The following is an 18,693-nucleotide window of genomic DNA, read 5'->3' as shown; positions in this document are numbered from 1 at the left end:
TAAAACAGCTTTAGATGCAGAAACAGCAGAAATAAGTAGTAACCAGTAACAAGTCAATGAAGACGATGGAGGATCCATGAGTCGTTACGAGGCGGATCACATTCTTTTCGGTGCCGCATATTACGACGAGTACCTCATGATGAAAGGCATCGACCGCGTCGATGAAGACATGAGGATGATGAAGGAAGCGGGACTGAACGTCATTCGCATCGCCGAATCCACGTGGAGTACCTGCGAACCGCAGCCGGGAGTATTCGACTTCACTTACGTTGACCGCGCACTCGACGCAGCACAGCGCGCGGGCATCGACGTCATCGTAGGCACCCCGACCTACGCAGTGCCGAGCTGGCTCGTCAAGCTTGACCCGAGCGTGCTCGCAGTCACCCCGAACGGTGAAGGCAAGTATGGCGCACGCCAGATCATGGACATCGTCAATGCCACCTACCGTTTCTACGGTGAACGCGTGATCCGCAAGCTGATCTCCCACGTTGCCGACCATCCGGCAGTGATCGGCTACCAGGTCGATAACGAAACCAAGTACTACGATTCCGTGTCCAACGACATGCAGCGCCTGTTCATCAAGTATCTGTATGAGAAGTTCGATGGCAATCTGAACGAGCTGAACCATCACTTCGGTCTTGACTACTGGTCGAACCGCATCAATTCCTGGGAGGACTTCCCGGATGTGACCGCCACGATTAACGAGTCCCTCGGCGGCGAATTCGACAAGTTCCGTCGCGATCAGGTGCGTGCCTTCCTGCAGTGGCAGTCCGATATTGTGCGCGAATACGCTCATGACGACCAGTTCATCACCCACAATTTCGATTTCGAATGGCGTGGCTATTCCTTCGGCGTGCAGCCGGCCGTCGACCACTTCAAGGCCGCAACCGCAGTGGACATCACCGGCGTTGACATCTACCACCCGACCGAAGACGATCTGACCGGTAAGGAAATCGCATTCGGCGGCGATATGACCCGTTCCACCAAGGACGGCAAGAACTTCCTCGTGCTCGAAACCGAAGCGCAGGGTCAGCATGGCTGGGTTCCGTTCCCGGGACAGCTCCGTCTGCAGGCCTACTCGCACTTGGCCTCCGGCGCTGACATGGTGGAATACTGGCATTGGCATTCCATCCACAATTCGTTCGAAACCTACTGGAAGGGTCTGCTGAGTCACGACCTCGAACCGAACCCGACCTACCGCGAGGCAGGCGTGTTCGGACACGAAGTCGGCAAGCCGGAAGTGGGGGAGCGCCTCGTTCACCTGAAGAAGCAGAACAAGGCGGCCATCATGGTCAGCAACGAGTCGCTTACCGCGCTCGACTGGTTCCTCATCGAAGCAGGCTTCCCGTTCGGCGGCAACCTCAAGTACAACGACGTGGTACGCAACGTGTATGACGCGCTGTTCGAGCTCAACGTCGAATGCGATTTCGTGCCGTCCGACGCTCCGGCCGAACGCCTCGCCAAGTACGAGATGATCGTGACCCCGGCACTCTACTGCGCATCCCAAGAAACCACGGATCGTCTGCGCGCGTTCGTTGAGAACGGCGGTCACTTGGTCTCCACCATGCGTTCCTTTGTGTCCGACGATGAAGTGACCGTGTGGTCCGACCGTGCTCCGCACAATCTCACCGACGTGTTCGGTATGACCTACAACCAGTTCACCCGCCCGAACGGTCATGTTTCCGTGGAATTCGCAGGTGCGCTCGCCGAAACCGCGTCCACTGACGCCCAAGCGCTGATCGAACTGCTGAACGCCGACGCCGATACCGAGGTGCTCGCATCCTACGGTCACTACGCTTGGAAGGATTACGCCGCAGTCACACGTCACGCGTTCGGCAAGGGCGACGCCGAGTGGGTCGCCACCCTGCTTAACGCCGATTCCATTCGTGCGGTCATGCGCGAAGCTGTGGAGCATGCCAGTGTCGCCGGTGCCGGAACCGCGCTCGCAGGTCAGATTGCAGTTCGTCAGGGCGTAAACGCTCGCGGCGAGAACGTGACCTATTTGCTCAACTATTCGGCTGATGAGGTTACTGTTGCAAGCCCGGTCGCAGGTAAAGTGGTGGTTGCCCCGGTTGCCATCGCCACTGACGGCAACGTCGATGAGGCTGCAACTGCTGAAGTCGCGCTGAAGGAAGGTGCTGCTGTCAAGCAGGGCGATCCGCTGACGATCGGCCGCTGGAATGTTGCGGTGATCGCCGGCTGAAATCGGCGAAAAGAGAACGATTAGGGAATGAGAAGGTCGATCATGGCCTTCCATTCCCCAACGAAATCGACATCGTGTGATCCGTTGAGCCAGCGCAATTGCAGTCCTTCCATGGCGGACAGTACCTGCAGTGCGGTGCGTTCCGGATCGGCAACGCCATCTCGCTCGGCTGCGAACGTGTATTCCTTCAGCAGATTGATTTCGCGCTGTTCGAAATACTCGTGCACCGGATGGTCTTTGCTTAAGGCCTCGCTTTCGAGCAGGGTGTAAAGACGAACCATTTCGGGGCGGATGGCGTTGGTTTCCACGGTGCCTGTGGAGATGGCTTTAAGACCAAGATCGCAATGGTATGCGATGCCGTCTTGCAGGACTTCGCCGGTCACGCCGTCGACGCCAAGATGCTCTGCAATGGCGATCTGGTTGGTGCGATCGGCGTATTTGAGGGTTTCTTCAAGGAGTTGTTCTTTGGATTTGAAGTAGTAAAGGAGGCCTGCTTCGGTGATGTTCTGAGCTTGTGCCACGTCACGAATGGTGAAGCCCCAGAAACCGAATTGTGAGATGAAGGATACCGTGGTTTCGAGAATCGCTTTCTTACGGTCTTCTGCACTCATTCGTTTTTTGGGTTTGCTTTCGGTGCGGCGATGCATGCGCTCTCCTTTCTTGTGCTTACTAAGTTACAAGAAGGGGGAGAGGAAGTGTGATGGAAACATTGGGACACGCCGGAAAATGACAGATACAAGAGATTGTAATATGCTTTAACTAAGCAGTTACTAAGTAATAAAAACTGAAGTTGCTGCATGGGGCGAATCGTTGTGGATTGCCATTCGGAAGACACTGCCGTCGGGGAAATCACGTCTGACTTGTGCTTTTTCGAAAGGGCATCTATGATGAAAACCAGCTATTTACCAAGTGGTAGTTAGCTGACTGGGCAGAGAAGCCCTATCGGAAAACAGGAATATCACAGAAAACACTACTGAAACATGAATCGAAGGAGAGGGTTTCATGAGTGAAGCAATCGCAAGCAAAGAGGAACGTTTGGCGCGTTATAACGCCAATATCGCCGCTGCAGACAAGGATCCGCAGTTGTCTCCTGAAACCGGCAAGCCACTGAGCAAGGTCAACACCATTCGTTTCGGCGCAGGCTTCCTGCTGTTCGGCGTGCTGTGGATGTCGGGCCTCGGCATCGTCTCCGCCGTGCTGCTGCCGATGCACTACAAGACCATCGAAGGCGCCGATCCGGACGCTCTCGTTGGTATCGTCAATGCGTTCACCGCAGTGGCGTCCCTGGTTGCCAACCTGATGTTCGGCAACTTCTCCGATCGTTCCCGATCCAGGTTCGGTCGTCGTACTCCGTGGATCGTTTTCGGTGCGGTGCTCGGTGGCGTCACCCTGTTCCTGACCGGCACCACGCATAACGCGGTGATGCTCACCATCTTCTACTGCGCCTGCATGTTCGGCCTCAACTGCATGATCGCCCCGCTGGTCGCCGTGCTGTCTGACCGTGTGCCTTCCGGCATCCGTGGCACCATGTCAGCCTTCTATGGTGCAGGCTCCACCATCGGTGCTCCGATCGGTACCATGATCGGTGCGTTTTTCATCGAGAACCTGACTGTCGGCTTCGCCGTCGCAGGCGTGCTCATGTTTCTCGGCGGTATCGTTGCAGTGATCATTCTGCCGAAGGAACAGTCTGCTGACTTCCTGACAAAGGAAGAAGGCTCTTTCAAGGACGTCCTCGCATCCTTCCGTCCGCCGAAGTTCGCTGGCGCCCACGACTTCTACAAGGCTTTCGCCGGCCGTTTCTGCATGATCATGAGCTACCAGATGATCAACGTCTACCAGCTCTACATCATCCAGAACTACATCGGCCAGTCCGTTAAGGAATCAGCCGTCACCGTGTCCGTCGTCTCCATGATCATGATGGTCATGTCTCTGGTCGGCTCCTTCATCTCCGGCCCGGTTTCTGATATCATCGGCCGTCGTAAGGTCCCGGTTGTCGTAGCTTCTGTGCTCTTCGCTATCGGTATCGCCATGCCGTGGCTGATCCCGTCCACTCTGGGCATGTATCTGTTCGCGGGCATCGCTGGCCTCGGCTACGCCGTCTACTCCGCAGTCGATCAGGCTCTGCTCGTCGACGTGCTGCCGAACAAGGAAGAAGCTGGCAAGGATTTGGGCATTCTGAACATGGGTACCACCCTTGGTCAGATGTGTGGCCCGGTCATCATGTCCACCATCGTGGTGGGCCTCGGCTACAACTTCGCCTTCCCGACCGCCATTGCCCTTGCCATCATCGGCTGCTTTTTCATCATGGCCATCAAGAAGGTCAAGTAAGTAATCCTTCCTTGAATGATTGCCCCGGATCCATCGTTTTCCCCTTCTCGATTGGGTCCGGGGTTTTCCGTAAGGAAGCGAACAATTGCAAATTGATGAATCCGAAGGATTTGTGACGATGCCGAGGGTTTTGAATTTGCTGATCCTTGCAATGCCGATCGTGGTATCAAGGTGACGCTTGCTCCGCGTTCGTTCAACACGTTCGTGTTGGACTGATGGGGAGTCGCCGGCTGACGCGGATGTGTGCGTAACGCGTTGGCTTGGTTGCGGCAACGGTTTGTTGAATGCCGGGTGGTGGATTTTCCCTTCTCTTCCTGCCACCTTCGCAAGCCGGTGTTGTGTTGCAGGGCGTTTGCCTGTGGTGATTGGTTACTGGTCGCCGTGGGCAAACGCTTTTTCGTTACGAGTTGCGCAGAGAAGAAAAATGTATTATCACTTAACTAAGTAGTTACTAAGTAATAGAAACTATGGTGAAAACGTACAAAGGAGTGCATATGGATCTCAATTCCATCAAGGGTGTGAACCTGGGTAACTGGCTGGTTCTGGAAAAGTGGATGAACCCGGCATTGTTCGACGGAACCACTGCCGATGACGAATACTATCTGCCGACGCAACTCGATCCGGCCGTGTACGAGGCGCGCATCAAAACGCATCGTGCGGAATACATCAGCGAACGTGACTTCGCCACCATTAAATCATGGGGATTGAATTCTGTACGAATTCCGGTACCGTATTTTATTTTCGGCGATCGAGCACCGTTCATTGGTTGTATTGATGAGCTTGACAAGGCCTTCAGTTGGGCTGAAAAGTACGGTCTGACCATTCTTATCGACCTGCATACCGCTCCGATGAGTCAGAACGGTTTCGACAATGGCGGTATTTCCGGTGTGTGCAAGTGGGCACAACTGCCGGAAGAGGTTGAATTCGTGCTTAGTGTGCTCGAGCGTCTTGCCAAGCGTTATGGCAATAGGGAAGCGCTGATGGGCATTGAAATCATCAACGAGCCGAACACCACCACGTCCTGGCCGATGATGAACGTGACCGAACGATACAAGGCCGTCGATGCCGAACTTGCGGAAGGCACCGGTCCGATTGAATTCGACTGGCTCAAGAACTTCTACATCACCGCATACCGTCGCCTGCGCGACGTCGACAAAGGTGCTTTGCCGACTGATAAGGCTGTGGTATTCCATGATGGATTCGATATCGAACAGTGGAAGGACTTCATGCGTGGCGCAGATGGCAAGATTGCGTCAGAGTTCGAAAACGTGATCCTCGACACCCACCAGTACTTGATGGCCGCGGAAATGATGGGTTGCCCGCAGACCGTGGAAGGCTACGACGATTTCGTGCGCAACACGTACGCTCCGATGGTCGCCGAAATGAGCGAATACTTCCCGGTGATTGTGGGCGAGTGGTGCCTGTTCAACTCGGTCGGCTGTGGTGTGGACACCCACGGCGGCCAGAGCGTGCTCAATGGCGAGGAAGGTGCGCGGGCGGAAACGCTCAGTGCCGAAGAAAAGCGTGCGCTCTACCAAGGCGTCGCCAAGTCGCAGCTTGAAGCATGGAGCAACGGAAGCGGCTTCTACTACTGGAACTACAAGCTGCTCACCGACACGGTCAACACCCCTGGCTGGATCGGCTGGGACGCTTGGGACCTAGGCCGCTGCATAGCCCAATCCTGGTTCCCCCTCCCTCCCATCCTTTAAAAAAGGAAAAACTCACTAAAAACATCAACTTGCGTAACACAACGTAAGTGCAACGCAACGTAACGCAAAAGCGTTACGAGCCGGAGTCTGCGATGCTCTGTTGAAGACCGTAAAGACTGGCCAGAGCGGCCTTGGAGCGTGTCAGCAATAGAGCATCGCAGACTCCGGCGGACACTGCAGTAACCAAACAACACTGCAGTAAGCGGCGGGCGCCGCAATAACTAAAGCAAAATCGCAATAAGTAAAAAACGAAAAAAGAAAAGCAGAAATCAAAGGAGAGATAATGCTGCAAAATCCTATTTTTAAAGGCTTCAATCCTGATCCGGCCATCTGCCGTAAAGGCGACGACTACTATGTTGCCGTCTCTACTTTCGAATGGTTCCCGGGTATTCCGATTTACCATTCGAAGGATATGAAGCATTGGGAGTTGCTCACCCACGTGCTTACTGATGATACGAATCCGAACCTCACCAAGCTGCCAAGTGCTAAGGGCATTTGGGCTCCATGCCTCACGTATTGTGAGGAAGAGGACATGTTCTACGTGATTTATGGTGTTATGAATTCCATGAATGCGCGCTATTTCGATGTGAATAATTATCTTATTAAGTCGAAGAATATTGAAGGCCCGTGGAGCGAGCCGGTGTATTTGACTTCCTCCGGTTTCGATGCGTCCATTCTGCATGACGATGATGGTAAGAAGTATATTGTCAGCTTGGAGTGGGAGACCCGCGAAGGCTATGAGAAGCCGGGTGTGATCTGCTGCGTGGAATATGATCCGGAAACCAAGCATGTGGTTGGCTATCCGAAGCGTATTTGGCGTGGCGCTACTGATCGTGGCTGCATTGAGGCTCCGCATCTGACCAAGCGTGACGGCTGGTATTACATTATGTGCGCTGAGGGTGGCACTGGCTACAACCATTCTGTGACCATGGGACGTTCCCGTAATGTGTGGGGTCCGTATGAGCCGGATCCGAATGGTCCGCTCGTCACTTCGCAGCCGAAGGAGTCGAATGAGCGTGCTGATGACGATCATTTGAAGCCGCGCTATTTCAACCCGGATTCCGTATTGCAGAAGTCCGGGCATGGCTCGTATGTTGACCTGCCGAATGGCGAAACCTATTTGGTGCATTTGACCAGCCGTCCGTTCGTGCCGGAATTGCGTTGTACGCTTGGCCGTGAAACCGCCATTCAGAAGATGCAGTGGACGCCTGATGGTTGGTTGCGTATGGCCGATGGTTCTAATCTGGCAAAGATTGAAGTCGAGGAGCCGAATCTGCCAGATGTGTCGATGCCGGAAATCCCAGGCCTTGACGATTTCGATAGTGGGGAACTGGGTAACTGGTATTACTCGCCGCGTCAGATGCCGAGTACGTTTGCGAATGCTACGGAACGCCCGGGCTGGTTACGTATTCGTGGTGAGGAATCGCTTGCCTCGCTGAATCGTACGAGCTTGCTTACTCGCAAGCTGACGAGCGTGTATGCCACGGTGACCACCAAGATGGAGTTCGAGCCGGAAGTCTACCAGCACAGCGCTGGCTTGACCATCTACTACGACAACATGAATAATATTTTCCTGCGCAAGTATTATTCGCAGACGCTTGGCGGCAGCGCGATTTCGATCGTGCGTCTTGAGAATGGCGACAAGACGGAAATGCTTGACACCCGTGTTGCTGTAGAAGACAAGCCGATCTATTTCCGTTTGAATATCGAAGGTCGTCGTACTTGGTTCGAGTGGGGTTATGATGGCGAGGAATGGACCAAGATTGGCCCGGATTTCGACATTACCACCTTCTCTGACGAGTACTGCAAGTTTGGCGAATTCACGGGCACAATGGTTGGTATTGCCGTTACCGACGCTTCGCTGCACGAGAAGACTGCCGACTTCGACTTCTTCGACTACGAGGCGGATGAGACGAAGCCCGTCGACTGATCCCGCCCGGGCGGCCACCACGATCATTCAATGACCCTGATCCGGCCATGATCCGATTCCGAGCGGCCGCGTGGCCGCTCGCGGGGCTCACACGTACAATGGACCAAGGAACGTTGCGAATGACGCGCGGTTCCTTGGCCCATTGGGCCGATTGAGTTTTGCCATGGGTTGTGATGGGTGGAAACGAAAAGTCGGGCAACCCCCGAACGTAAGGGCGGTGAGACGCATGGTGCTAGGCATCGACGAGAGAATCGACGGCGTGAACCTCGGCAACTGGCTGGTGCTGGAGAAATGGATGGATCCGAAACCGTTCACCCGCAGCGCCGAAAACGATGAAATCTGGATGCACCGCACGCACGGATCCCTCTGGTCCGAACGGAATCTAGCCGAGGAACTGCGCCGGCACCGCGAAACCTACATCACCCTGGAGGATTTCCGTATTATCGTCGGTCACGGAATCAACCTCGTACGCATTCCCATACCGTATTTCATCTTCGGCGACTGGCCCGGGCATCCGGGCTGCATCACGTACCTCGACCGCGCGTTCCGTTGGGCGCGGGAGACGGGATTGAAGATTATGATTGACCTGCATACCGTTCCCGAATCGCAGAACGGTTTCGACAACGGCGGTCTGACGGGTGTGTGCAAATGGGCGCAGAATACGGACTTGGTGGAGTACACGCTGAACGTGCTGGAGCGATTGGCTCGCCGATACCGCGACGAACCGGCCCTGCACAGCATCGAAGTACTCAACGAACCAGTGAGCTGGTCAGTGTTCCATAGCACGTCGAACACGGCGAAAGACTCTCATGAGGCTTCCGGTAGCACGTATGTCTCACTGCGGTTTCTGAAGCGCTTCTACCGCGACGCTTACGCCCGGTTACGCGCCGTGCTACGTCCGGAAACCGTGATCGTATTCCATGACGGTTTCCGACTACTCCGCTGGGGCGGTTGGTTTCGTCGTGCTGGCATGCGCAATGTCATGCTCGACACCCATCAGTATCTCATCGCGATGGAGAATCCGCTGTTTTCGGGACCGGCATGCCGGCTGTACCTGCGATCGCGGCGACTGCCATGGCTGTACCGGATGCTGGTGGGCGCGAGTGGCATCGCCATCCGTTTGGCGGCTCGTCGTATTCCCGTGCTGGTGGGCGAGTGGTGCGTGGAGAATCAGTGGGCCCTACACAGCCAAAACCGATCGGCTGCATACCGCCAAGTGTCACGATTGCAACGCGCGGCATGGGACGTGTCGGCGGGGCAGATCTATTGGAGCTACCAGCTTGCGCGCTCCGCGAAACCGGGTAGTGGCGAAGGGAAACCGCCGCGGGATCCTCGCAACGGCGGCAATCTTGAGGCGTGGGATCTGACTCGCGTATGGCGTCATGGATGGATTCGGGCGGATACCTCTCACGATGACGTGCCATAGGCAGTCAATCAACGGCAATCGACACAAGGTGCATTAGACTCGGAATCATGGCAGAGGAAGAGACTTCGAAACGTATTCGAAAATCACCGCAGGAGCGTCGAGCGGAAGTGCTGGATGCTGCGGTTCAGCTGATCAGCGAGCGTGGGTTCAATGGCATTTCCATCCAGGACGTGGCCGACAGGGTCGGCATCTCCAAACAAGGCGTGCTGCGATACGTCGACAACAAAGACAATATGCTGGCGCTGGTATATGACGAATATTACGGGCAGACCGGCACGCCGGAGGACTTCTTCTCTTCGGGCACGCCGGGCAGCGACCCGTCCGCGCCGCATTTTCCCGCGTATCTGCGCTACCTGGTGAAACACAACTCGCGCCGGCGCATGATGGTGCAGCTGTTCACCGTGCTGTCGGCGGAATCCCTGAACCCGGATCATCCATTGCATGACGAATTCATGGGACGCATGGAGGACATCTGGGAACGATACTCGAAATACCCGTGGGTGGTTCCGCCGCAATTGGGTGCATGGGCCGGCAGCATGCGGCCGGTGGTGCGCAAAGCCATGGAAATCATGGATGGCATTCAGCTGTGGTGGCTGCGCGAACCGGAAGTGGACTTGTGCGAGGAATGGTCCGAAATGGAGAATCTGCTGTTTCCCGCGCCCCTCTGGGATGCATACCGCTGATTTTATGTGTGTTCCGCATACGATTCGGGGGTGACCTGACGGCCACCCTCATTTTGCTTATCTTCTATTGTGGTAGTGTCTGAAAAGTTTGCTGAAAGAAACATGCTATTTTCCTGAGATGTCGACCATTTTGATGCAGTCAGACTACCTGCTACTGCACTTCCCATATATCGGGTTGCTTTTCGTTTGCGTGTGGTTTCTTGTCTGTTCATCTGGTCACGGCGTATTCCGTGGAGAGTGCCATGGTTTGACCGATGTCTGAGGATGAGGTGATGTCTTCCGCCGAACTACGCAAGTTTTGTGCGTGATTTATGCAATACGCAGATTGGAGTTCCCTCCATTGAATGGTGCCAGTGATGATTGTGAGATAAGACTGACGAGGCGTGACATATCTTTTACGAGAAGTGCTATAATTCCACATGACTAGTAGGGGGGCAGTTAGTCTAGGTCGTAAAACGCGGATGTCGATTTGGGGGATTGCCATGGTCATGGTGAAGGAGCGTTGGATATGGCTATTTGGACGGTTTTGAGGGGGAAGGCCGACGAAGGCCGATACGCCCGGGCGACGCTTATCAATTCCGTTGGTCGCGGCATCTTCTTTGCGTTGTCCACGTTGTACTTCACCCAGATCCTCGGTATGCCGTTGACGTTGTTCAGCATGTTCCTCACGCTTTCCGCGGTGGCCGGTCTGGCGGGCAGCGTGCTGTTCGGAAGAGCCTCCGACAAGGTCGATGCGATGACCATGTACCGCACGCTTCTGGCCGTGCAGGGATTGGGCTTGATCGTCTATGTCGTCACGGACAATTTCATCTGCCTGGGGATTACCATGGCCGTGGTGTCCACGGCCGATCGAGGGGCCGCCGCGGCGCGTGGTCCCATCATCGCCCATATCTCGCAGGGGGAGAACCGCGTATCGTACAGGGCCATGTTGCGCGTGGTCTCCAACGTCGGCACCGCGATGGGCTCGGTCCTGTCTGCGATACCGCTCACCATCGGCACGCGTCCGGTGTTCGTGGCCCTGATACTGTTCAACGTCCTCACGTATTTCGCCGCCGCGCTGATGCTACGCGGCATCCAATGCGGGATATTCGCGTCCGCCCATTCCCGGAAGAACGGCCGGATGGGTCTCGTCGCGGTGAGGGATGTGCCGTTCCTGCTGGCGACGGCGGCCAATGCCGTCCTCTATCTTCATGACGGGATCCTGACCATCGCTCTGCCGATATGGATCGCCTCTGCCAAATCGATTCCGAACGGCATGGTATCCGCGTTGCTTCTCGTGAACACGGTCGGCGTCATCCTGCTGCAGGTGAGGTTCGCCAGGGGAACGGATTCGATTCGCGGTGCGGGACGGGCCGGATTGCGAAGCGGCTTGTCGCTCTGCGCCGCCTGTGTTTTGTTGGCGCTGTCCAGGGAAGCGGTGGTGTGGTTGTCCGTCGTCATGCTCGTGGCGGCGGGGTTGATGCATCTTTGTGGCGAACTGTGGCAGTCCGCGTCGGCATGGTCCTTCGGCTTCGAGATGTCCAGCGATGATCTGCTCGGCGAATACCAAGGTGTTCTGAATGCCGGGGCCGATACCATGGCGCTGGTCTCTCCGATGATCCTGACCGGCGTCGCCCATGCCGATTCGCCGGCGGGATGGCTGGTCCTGGCAATGGTGTTCCTGCTCACGGGACTGTCCTACGGGCCCATCGCAAGGCTGGCAGTACGCACGCGTTCGAAGTAGCGGCCAAAAGCGGCGATTCGATCCGCGGGGCTTCTGCGGATCTCGTATCCAAACAGCAAGGGAGGAATCTTGAAGATAGTCATATGCCAACGTCCGTCGTCCGGCTCGCAGTACGCCAAATGGGTGAGGGAATTGATACCGGGCTGCCGGCTGTTCCTCGTTAGCGAGAAGGGATCGAAGGCTGCTGAAGCGAATGAGGGCTACTGCGATCTCGTGCTGGTGAACCGATACTACAGCGACGAGTTCGGGAAGGCCTTGTCGTCCATCGCCTGTTCGGGATGCGACCGCATCATCTGCAATTCCGAAGACGATGTGGAACGGGTGGCGGCCGTCCGGTCGCAGTACGCGGTCCCGGGCATGAAGCTCCCTCTCGCGGAGGGATTTCGTGACAAGTACAGCATGAAGTCGTTGTTCTCCGCGGCGTCGCTTCCCAGCACCGACTTCGCCCTAGCCGGTTCCGGGAAAGACCTGGGAGCGTTCGTCGAAGAGCATGGGCCGTCCGTGGTGAAGCCGCGCAATGGAGCCGGCGCGTTCGGGGTTCACATCGTGGAGACCATTGATGACGTGGGCCGGCTGCTTCAGGATCGCGGCATCCGTGAGGAGATCGACGGGAACATGCTCCTCGTGGAGGAGTACCTGCCCGGAGATGTCTATCACGCGGATGTGCTGCTCCAGGACCGGATTCCGGTGTTCACGTCCGTCAGCCGCTACATTCATAAGCCATGCATGTTTAAGGAGGAGAACTACGGATCCGTGATGCTGGACAACGCCTCCCTGAAACGCTTGGAAATCATCGATCTCGTGGGACGTTTCGCGAAGGGGCTGCCCGAGGACGGCGGCGTCCACGTGCTGCATTTCGAATTCATAGACGACGCCTCGGGGCACGCGCGATGCGGGGAGGTCGCGGCGAGGGTCGGCGGTGGACTCATCAAACAATCAATCCAATCCGCGTACGGCTTCGACATCTCCGAACAGTTCGTGAGATTGGAGTTGGGGCTTCCCGCGTCGGTCGTTCCCAGTGTGGACGACGGCAAGAAGACCGGATGGCTGGTCAGAACGGGCGGGAACCGGCTCCGCAAGCCATTGGACTCGGACGGATGGCTGTTGGACCTATGGGATTCGGGACAGCCGAACAATCCCACGGATGCGGCCGACTATGTCGGTGGGGCGGTCGTCCGGGGCGGAAACGAGCGGGAGCGGGAACGTATGCTCGGCTTGGTGGAAAACGTTGCGTATGAAAGGAATGACAATGAGTGAACATGTGATTCTGCTCAATTCAGGTAAAACCGACGCCTACTGTCACTTGGTCAAATTCGTGCCTGGAGACCGCGTGGACGTTATCACGGAACGTAAGTACACTCCGCTGTATCCGCACGATGCGAATCTGCATTACGTGCATGACATAGCGGATGTGACGGAGGTACTGGACGTCGCGAGGAAGCTGGATTCCTCCAGACCCATCACTGCGGCATCGCTGAATTGTGAATATGATTGCGAGGCATCGGAATCGATTCCGGGAATCGTCGCCAATATCGATCTTCCCGTCCAGACCGGAAGACTCGTGGACATCAGCACGATCGACGAGCTTTCATCGGTCGACGGTTTCATCTCCGCCGATCTCGAGCCCGTCGGCACCTGTTTCTCCGAGCCTCTGAATTCATCGTCGGCCACTGGGGTCGTGTATGTCCAGCTGCACCATGACACCGAGCTGGCGGAGGTGCTGCGACAGCTGAAAAGGCGGTACCACGCTGCCTACGAATCGTGGTCGATTCCAAAGTTCAATATGTTAATAGGTTTGAGGCTTTTGAACAGAAAATGCACATGATAGACAACTCTGCAAAGTGTAAAAGTGTAAGTAAGAACGTTGGAATTCCAACGTTTTGTTACTCTTTTCAAAACCGCGAAGAGTAAAAAGAGTAAATGTGTAAATCAGATGCCCTGATAGGCGCTTAGAGTGACAAATAGAGTGCTGCAATCAAACCAGTAATCGCTGAAAGTCTTGCTATCACTGGGTTTGAGGATAGTTGTTAGGGAATCTCGTATGTTCCCTCTCAACCGGCCAGCAACGCCTCGTTGCGCAGTATCGTCGCATCCGCATTACGGGGTGGGCGGGGACTGCTGAGGATTTCTTCGCATCCGGTATGCCTGGCAGTGATCCTACCGCGCCGCTGTTTCCCGCATACTTGCGTTATTTGGTGCGGCATAATTCGCGACGCCGCATGATGGTGCAGTTGTTTACCGTGCTTTCTGCGGAATCGTTGAATCCCGAACATCCGTTGCATGATGAATTCACTGCTCGTATGGACGATATTTGGGAGAATTATTCGCGATATCCTTGGCTGATTCCTCCGTAATTGGGTTCGCGGAAGTCGAGTATGCGTCCGGTGGTGCGTAAGTCCATGGAAATCATGGATGGCATGCAATTATGGTGGTTGCGCGAGCCTGAAGTTGATTTGTGCAAAGAGTGGGCTCAGATAGAAAACATGCTGTTTCCATCTCCGTTGTGGGATGCGTATCGTTGATTTTGGATACTTGTTGAGATTGCATTGCATGCGCGTGCGAAAAGGCGAGGGGCTGATGGTCTCTTGCCTTTTGCGTTGATGGGGTTATGTCGAGTTGCGGATGCGTATATGATATACTAAACTACCAATTGGTAATTAAATGAAATCGCTTCAATGAGGAAAGTGAGCAATCCATGGCCGAAACCACTGAAAATACGGTAAATCTGCCCTATAAGAATCCGGAACTTCCCACTGAGGAACGCATCGCCGATCTGCTTGGTCGTATGACCCTTGAGGAAAAAGTCGGACAGATGATGCAGCTTGACGCGCGAAGCGGCGATTTGGACGATCTAATCGTCAACAAGCATGTCGGTTCCATTCTGCACACCTCGCCATCCGATCTGCCGAAAGCCGTGGAAACGGTGAACGTCAAAACCCGTCTCGGCATTCCGCTGGTGATTGGTGACGACTGCATTCACGGCTATTCCTTCTGGCCGGGGGCCACCATTTTCCCGGAACAATTGGGCATGGCGACCACGTGGGATTCCGAAAAAGTGCAGGCCGCGGGCCGTGCCACCGCCGAGGAAGTGTCAACCACCGGCGTGCATTGGACGTTCTCCCCGGTGCTGTGCATCGCGCGAGACACCCGTTGGGGTCGCGTGGGCGAAACCTTTGGCGAGGACCCGTACCTGATCGGCGAAATGGCATCGTCCATCGTCAAAGGCTATCAGGGTGGAGCCAAGGCGGGCGAGCCGCTCGCCAAAGATGCGATCCTCGCATGCGCCAAGCATTTCGCAGGCTATTCCGAAACCCAGGGAGGTCGTGACGCTTCCGAAGCTGACCTGAGTCACCGCAAACTGGAATCCTGGTTCCTGCCGCCGTTTGAACGCGTGGCCAAGGAAGGCTGCGGCACCTTCATGCTCGGCTACGAATCCATCGAAGGCGTACCGGTCACCTTCAACAAGTGGCTGCTTTCCGACAAATTGCGTGGCGCTTGGGGCTATCGGGGTACGCTTATCACCGACTGGGACAATGTCGGCCGTTCCGTATGGGAGCAGAAGGTTAAGCCGGACTATGTGCAGGCCGCCGCTGACGCGGTCAAGTCCGGCAACGACTTGGTGATGACCACGCCAAAGTTCTACGAGGGTGCGATCGAAGCCGTGAAGACCGGTCTGCTTGACGAATCGTTGATCGATGCCGCCGTGGCTCGTATTCTCGCACTGAAGTTCCGTCTTGGACTGTTCGAAGATCCACGCTTGCCCGACCAGAAGCGTATCGATGCAGTGATCGGTTCCGAAGAGCATCAGCGGCTCAACCTTGAAGTGGCTCGCGAAGCCGTGGCATTGCTGAAGAACAACGGTTCACTACCGTTCAACGTGGCCGGTGCGAAGCGTATCGCGGTCGTTGGCCCGATTGCCGACGACGCCCAGACCCAGCTGGGCGACTGGGCCGGCAGCTCCGGCCAGATCAACTGGATGCCTGACGGTCACCCGCGTGAAATGATCACCACCGTGCTTGATGGTTTCAAGCAGCTCGCTCCGAAAGACTGCGAGGTCGTGTACTCTCGCGGTGCCAACATCGTGGATTTGGTGCCCGATCCGGAAGGCGAGTTCTATCCGGATGGCCAGCCTCGCCCGAAGATCGGCGTTTCCGCCAAGCTTGACCGCGTGCTGCTTGACGAAGCCGTGGAAAACGCACGCAAAAGCGACTTGATCGTGGCCGTGGTGGGCGATGTGATTCAAGTCATTGGTGAAGGCTGCTCCACCGCCACGCTCGAATTGCTCGGCGGCCAGAATGCACTGATCGATGCGCTGTCGAACGTGGCTCGCGAAACCGGCAAGCCGTTCGTGGTGGTGCTCGTCAGCTCCAAGCCGCAAGTGCTGCCGGCATCCGTGATCGGCACCAACGGTGTGATTGTCGACGAAACTCCAGCCGAAGGCACTTCGGCCCTGCTGTGGGCTCCAAGCCCGGGCATGAAGGGTGGTCAGGCCATCGCCGAAATCATTCTCGGCGAAACCGAGCCGAGCGGACGTCTGCCGATCACCTTCCCGCGTCACGCAGGGCAGCTGCCGGTCTACTACAACCAGATTCGAGGCCAGCACGGCAGCCGTTACGCCGACCTCACGCAGAATCCGGCATTCGCATTCGGCGAAGGTCTGAGCTACACCACGTTCGAATACGGAGAGCCGACCGTCACCAATGTTCCGGAATCCGGAACGTTTGCTGAAACCGATACTGTGCATGCTGAAATCACCATCACCAATACGGGCGATCGCAAGGGCACGGAAGTAGTGCAGCTCTACATCGGCGACATCGTGACCTCCTACAGCTGGACTGATCGTGAACTCAAGGCATTCCAGCGTGTGGAACTAGAACCGGGCGAGAGCAAGACCGTTGCCTTCGATATTCCGGTTTCCGATTGCACCATCGTCGATTCTGAAGCTAACCGAATTGTTGAGCCGGGCGAATTTGAAGTGCTTATCGGCCATTCCAGCCGTCGTGAACACTTGAAGCGCACCACCTTCACCGTCGCGTAAAAGCGAAACGAAATAAAACAAAGACCTCTGCAGTAAGTCGGGAGAGCGACAACTTACTGCAGAGGACTTCGTGCTATCTGTTGTTTTTCACTTCACTTTGTGCGATGTGTGCCGGTGCAAACTGTAGCCGCGCCAGCATGCGAATATCACATAATTTCGATGCGAAAACAATTGCGCAACCAATTATCGAAGGGTTGTCTGACCCTGCCGGGCACAGTGAGATTCGTCTACAATGACGCTTCACAAGATGAGACCTACGTTTCTGCTGTGGAAGCCGTGGTTGCCAATAAAGGCAAAATCGACGTGCTCGTCAATAATCTCGACACGTCTAATCCAGCTAAGGATCTTGATATCGAACACATCGATCCGGAAGAGTTCATCAACACGGTGAACATTAATCAAAAACGATATAGGCAAGGCAATATAACGCAACACTTGAGCAAGAGTGGGCTCGCTTGATAGAGCGGACTCACCCTTGTATATGTATTGCGATGTATACGCTGATATGGCTGCTATTCGGCGCGCGTGGATGCACGTCGAATCAGCGTTGGCTCGATAAGCGTGGTGCTATGCACGTGTGCGGCGGGATTGTCTACGTAATCAAGCATTTGCGTCATGGCCTTGCGTCCCATGTCGACGCTAGGGGCGCTCACCACGGTCAGTGGCATGGGGCAATTGGAGTCCAAACGCGTCCCTTCCGTGCCGATGACGCAGATATCTTCTGGGATGCGTGGCCCTTCATGCTCGTGGAAGGCTGATATCACACCTGAAGCAAGTGCGTCCGAAGCGGTGATGATGCCGTCGGGAATGGCGTCCAATCCGTCACGCTTCATTCTGTTGATGAGGTCCAGACCGAGCTGGTAGCCGTCTTCGAACATCAGACCTTTGGAATTGATGAGTTCTAATTGCGTGCTTCCATGCGCACGTGCGATGGTTTTCTCGACGCCCATCTGTCGATCCTGCACTGATTCATAGTCGAATGAGTGCGCGGCGAAGGCAACGCGTCGGCATCCGATACGAATGAGTTCGTCGGCCGCGATCTGACCGGCCGCCATATTGTTTTCGAGCACGCAGCACACTTGGTCGGCATGGCGTGGATTGGTGTGGTCGAGCAGAATGATGGGAATATTTGCCGCGCGGGCGGCTGCGACATCTTCGGGGGAGTCCGATACGGTGCTCAGCAGAATTCCGGACACGTTCATGTCGATAAGTGTTTTCACCAGTTCGCTTTGCCGTTGCTCGTCGGATGATGCGTTCAATGCGATAAGCTGCAGGTTGTTTTCTTCACAGACTTCCTGCGCTCCTTCGTGAATGAAAGTGAACAGGGAATGTTCGATGTCGGTCATGATATATCCGATGAGCTGAGGGCCGGCATTCTCTTGTTGGGGCAGTGGTGTGTTTCTGCGCGGGGTGTATCCCAGTTCTTTGATGCTTATACCGATTTTCTCTTTTAACGTGTCTGATACACGTTCCGGATAGTTGAGATAGTTGGATACGGTGCCGATGGAGACGCCGGCATGTTTGGCGATGTCGGAAACGCCCACACGTTTTGATGCTGGCATGAGATTGCTCCTGTTCGTACGTAAGCCGCTTATCTATTGATATATCAGATAGTCTACGCGCTCTCCTTTGAAATCATATATTGAAAAACGC

Annotated in this window: 15 protein-coding genes; 13 read left to right on the top strand and 2 right to left on the bottom strand. The window is 55.5% G+C overall.

What is annotated here, in order from left to right:
• Positions 1-76 precede the first annotated feature (76 nt).
• Positions 77-2,203: a beta-galactosidase gene (locus AH68_RS07715; protein ID WP_039199105.1), complete on the top strand. Its 2,127-nt coding sequence runs from the start codon at positions 77-79 to the stop codon at positions 2,201-2,203.
• A gap of 20 nt (positions 2,204-2,223) precedes the next feature.
• Here the strand turns inward: AH68_RS07715 and AH68_RS07710 are convergent, their stop codons facing one another.
• The gene (locus tag AH68_RS07710; protein WP_039199103.1) at positions 2,224-2,850 is read right to left on the bottom strand and encodes a TetR/AcrR family transcriptional regulator; all 627 of its coding nucleotides are present in this window, start codon (positions 2,848-2,850) and stop codon (positions 2,224-2,226) included.
• Between the two features lie 355 nt (positions 2,851-3,205).
• Here AH68_RS07710 and AH68_RS07705 point away from each other — a divergent pair, with 355 nt between their 5' ends.
• The 12 genes from AH68_RS07705 to AH68_RS10125 all read left to right on the top strand — a co-directional run bounded on the left by AH68_RS07705 (position 3,206) and on the right by AH68_RS10125 (position 17,499).
• Positions 3,206-4,531, top strand: coding sequence for an MFS transporter (locus AH68_RS07705; RefSeq protein ID WP_039199101.1), 1,326 nt, complete (start codon positions 3,206-3,208; stop codon positions 4,529-4,531).
• A gap of 494 nt (positions 4,532-5,025) precedes the next feature.
• Positions 5,026-6,240, top strand: coding sequence for a glycoside hydrolase family 5 protein (locus AH68_RS07700; protein ID WP_039199099.1), 1,215 nt, complete (start codon positions 5,026-5,028; stop codon positions 6,238-6,240).
• Positions 6,241-6,523: 283 nt separating this feature from the next.
• Positions 6,524-8,170, top strand: a complete 1,647-nt coding sequence (locus AH68_RS07695; RefSeq protein ID WP_039199097.1) for a glycoside hydrolase family 43 protein — start codon at positions 6,524-6,526, stop codon at positions 8,168-8,170.
• Between the two features lie 226 nt (positions 8,171-8,396).
• Entirely contained in the window at positions 8,397-9,596 is a 1,200-nt protein-coding gene (locus tag AH68_RS07690) for a glycoside hydrolase family 5 protein (RefSeq protein ID WP_039199095.1), read from the top strand.
• A gap of 47 nt (positions 9,597-9,643) precedes the next feature.
• Positions 9,644-10,279 carry a TetR/AcrR family transcriptional regulator gene (locus AH68_RS07685; protein WP_039199093.1) on the top strand — a complete coding sequence of 212 codons (636 nt, stop codon included), beginning with the start codon at positions 9,644-9,646 and terminating at the stop codon, positions 10,277-10,279.
• Positions 10,280-10,787: 508 nt separating this feature from the next.
• Positions 10,788-12,002 carry an MFS transporter gene (locus tag AH68_RS07680; protein ID WP_039199091.1) on the top strand — a complete coding sequence of 405 codons (1,215 nt, stop codon included), beginning with the start codon at positions 10,788-10,790 and terminating at the stop codon, positions 12,000-12,002.
• 69 nt (positions 12,003-12,071) lie between these two features.
• Positions 12,072-13,259 (top strand): ATP-grasp domain-containing protein, encoded by a 1,188-nt coding sequence (locus AH68_RS07675; RefSeq protein WP_039199089.1) that lies wholly within the window; start codon positions 12,072-12,074, stop codon positions 13,257-13,259.
• Positions 13,252-13,827 (top strand): hypothetical protein, encoded by a 576-nt coding sequence (locus tag AH68_RS07670; RefSeq protein ID WP_039199087.1) that lies wholly within the window; start codon positions 13,252-13,254, stop codon positions 13,825-13,827. Before AH68_RS07675 ends, AH68_RS07670 begins: the two co-directional genes overlap by 8 nt.
• Before the next feature lie 199 nt (positions 13,828-14,026).
• A complete protein-coding gene (locus AH68_RS11055) occupies positions 14,027-14,356 on the top strand; it encodes a hypothetical protein (protein ID WP_236682383.1) in 330 nt (109 codons plus the stop codon).
• Positions 14,357-14,401: 45 nt separating this feature from the next.
• A complete protein-coding gene (locus AH68_RS11185; RefSeq protein WP_268871196.1) occupies positions 14,402-14,524 on the top strand; it encodes a hypothetical protein in 123 nt (40 codons plus the stop codon).
• Between the two features lie 173 nt (positions 14,525-14,697).
• Positions 14,698-17,040, top strand: a complete 2,343-nt coding sequence (locus tag AH68_RS07660; RefSeq protein WP_039199084.1) for a glycoside hydrolase family 3 N-terminal domain-containing protein — start codon at positions 14,698-14,700, stop codon at positions 17,038-17,040.
• 159 nt (positions 17,041-17,199) lie between these two features.
• Complete coding sequence (locus AH68_RS10125) at positions 17,200-17,499, top strand: Rossmann-fold NAD(P)-binding domain-containing protein (protein WP_201772588.1); 300 nt, start codon at positions 17,200-17,202, stop codon at positions 17,497-17,499.
• A 53-nt stretch (positions 17,500-17,552) separates the two neighbouring features.
• Here the strand turns inward: AH68_RS10125 and AH68_RS07650 are convergent, their stop codons facing one another.
• Positions 17,553-18,602, bottom strand: coding sequence for a LacI family DNA-binding transcriptional regulator (locus AH68_RS07650; protein ID WP_039199082.1), 1,050 nt, complete (start codon positions 18,600-18,602; stop codon positions 17,553-17,555).
• Positions 18,603-18,693: the final 91 nt, after the last annotated feature.

This window comes from Bifidobacterium catenulatum PV20-2 (assembly GCF_000800455.1).
GTDB lineage: Bacteria > Actinomycetota > Actinomycetes > Actinomycetales > Bifidobacteriaceae > Bifidobacterium > Bifidobacterium kashiwanohense_A.
The sequence above is the reverse complement of the archived record's forward strand: the minus strand, read 5'-3'. Positions and strand labels throughout refer to the sequence as shown.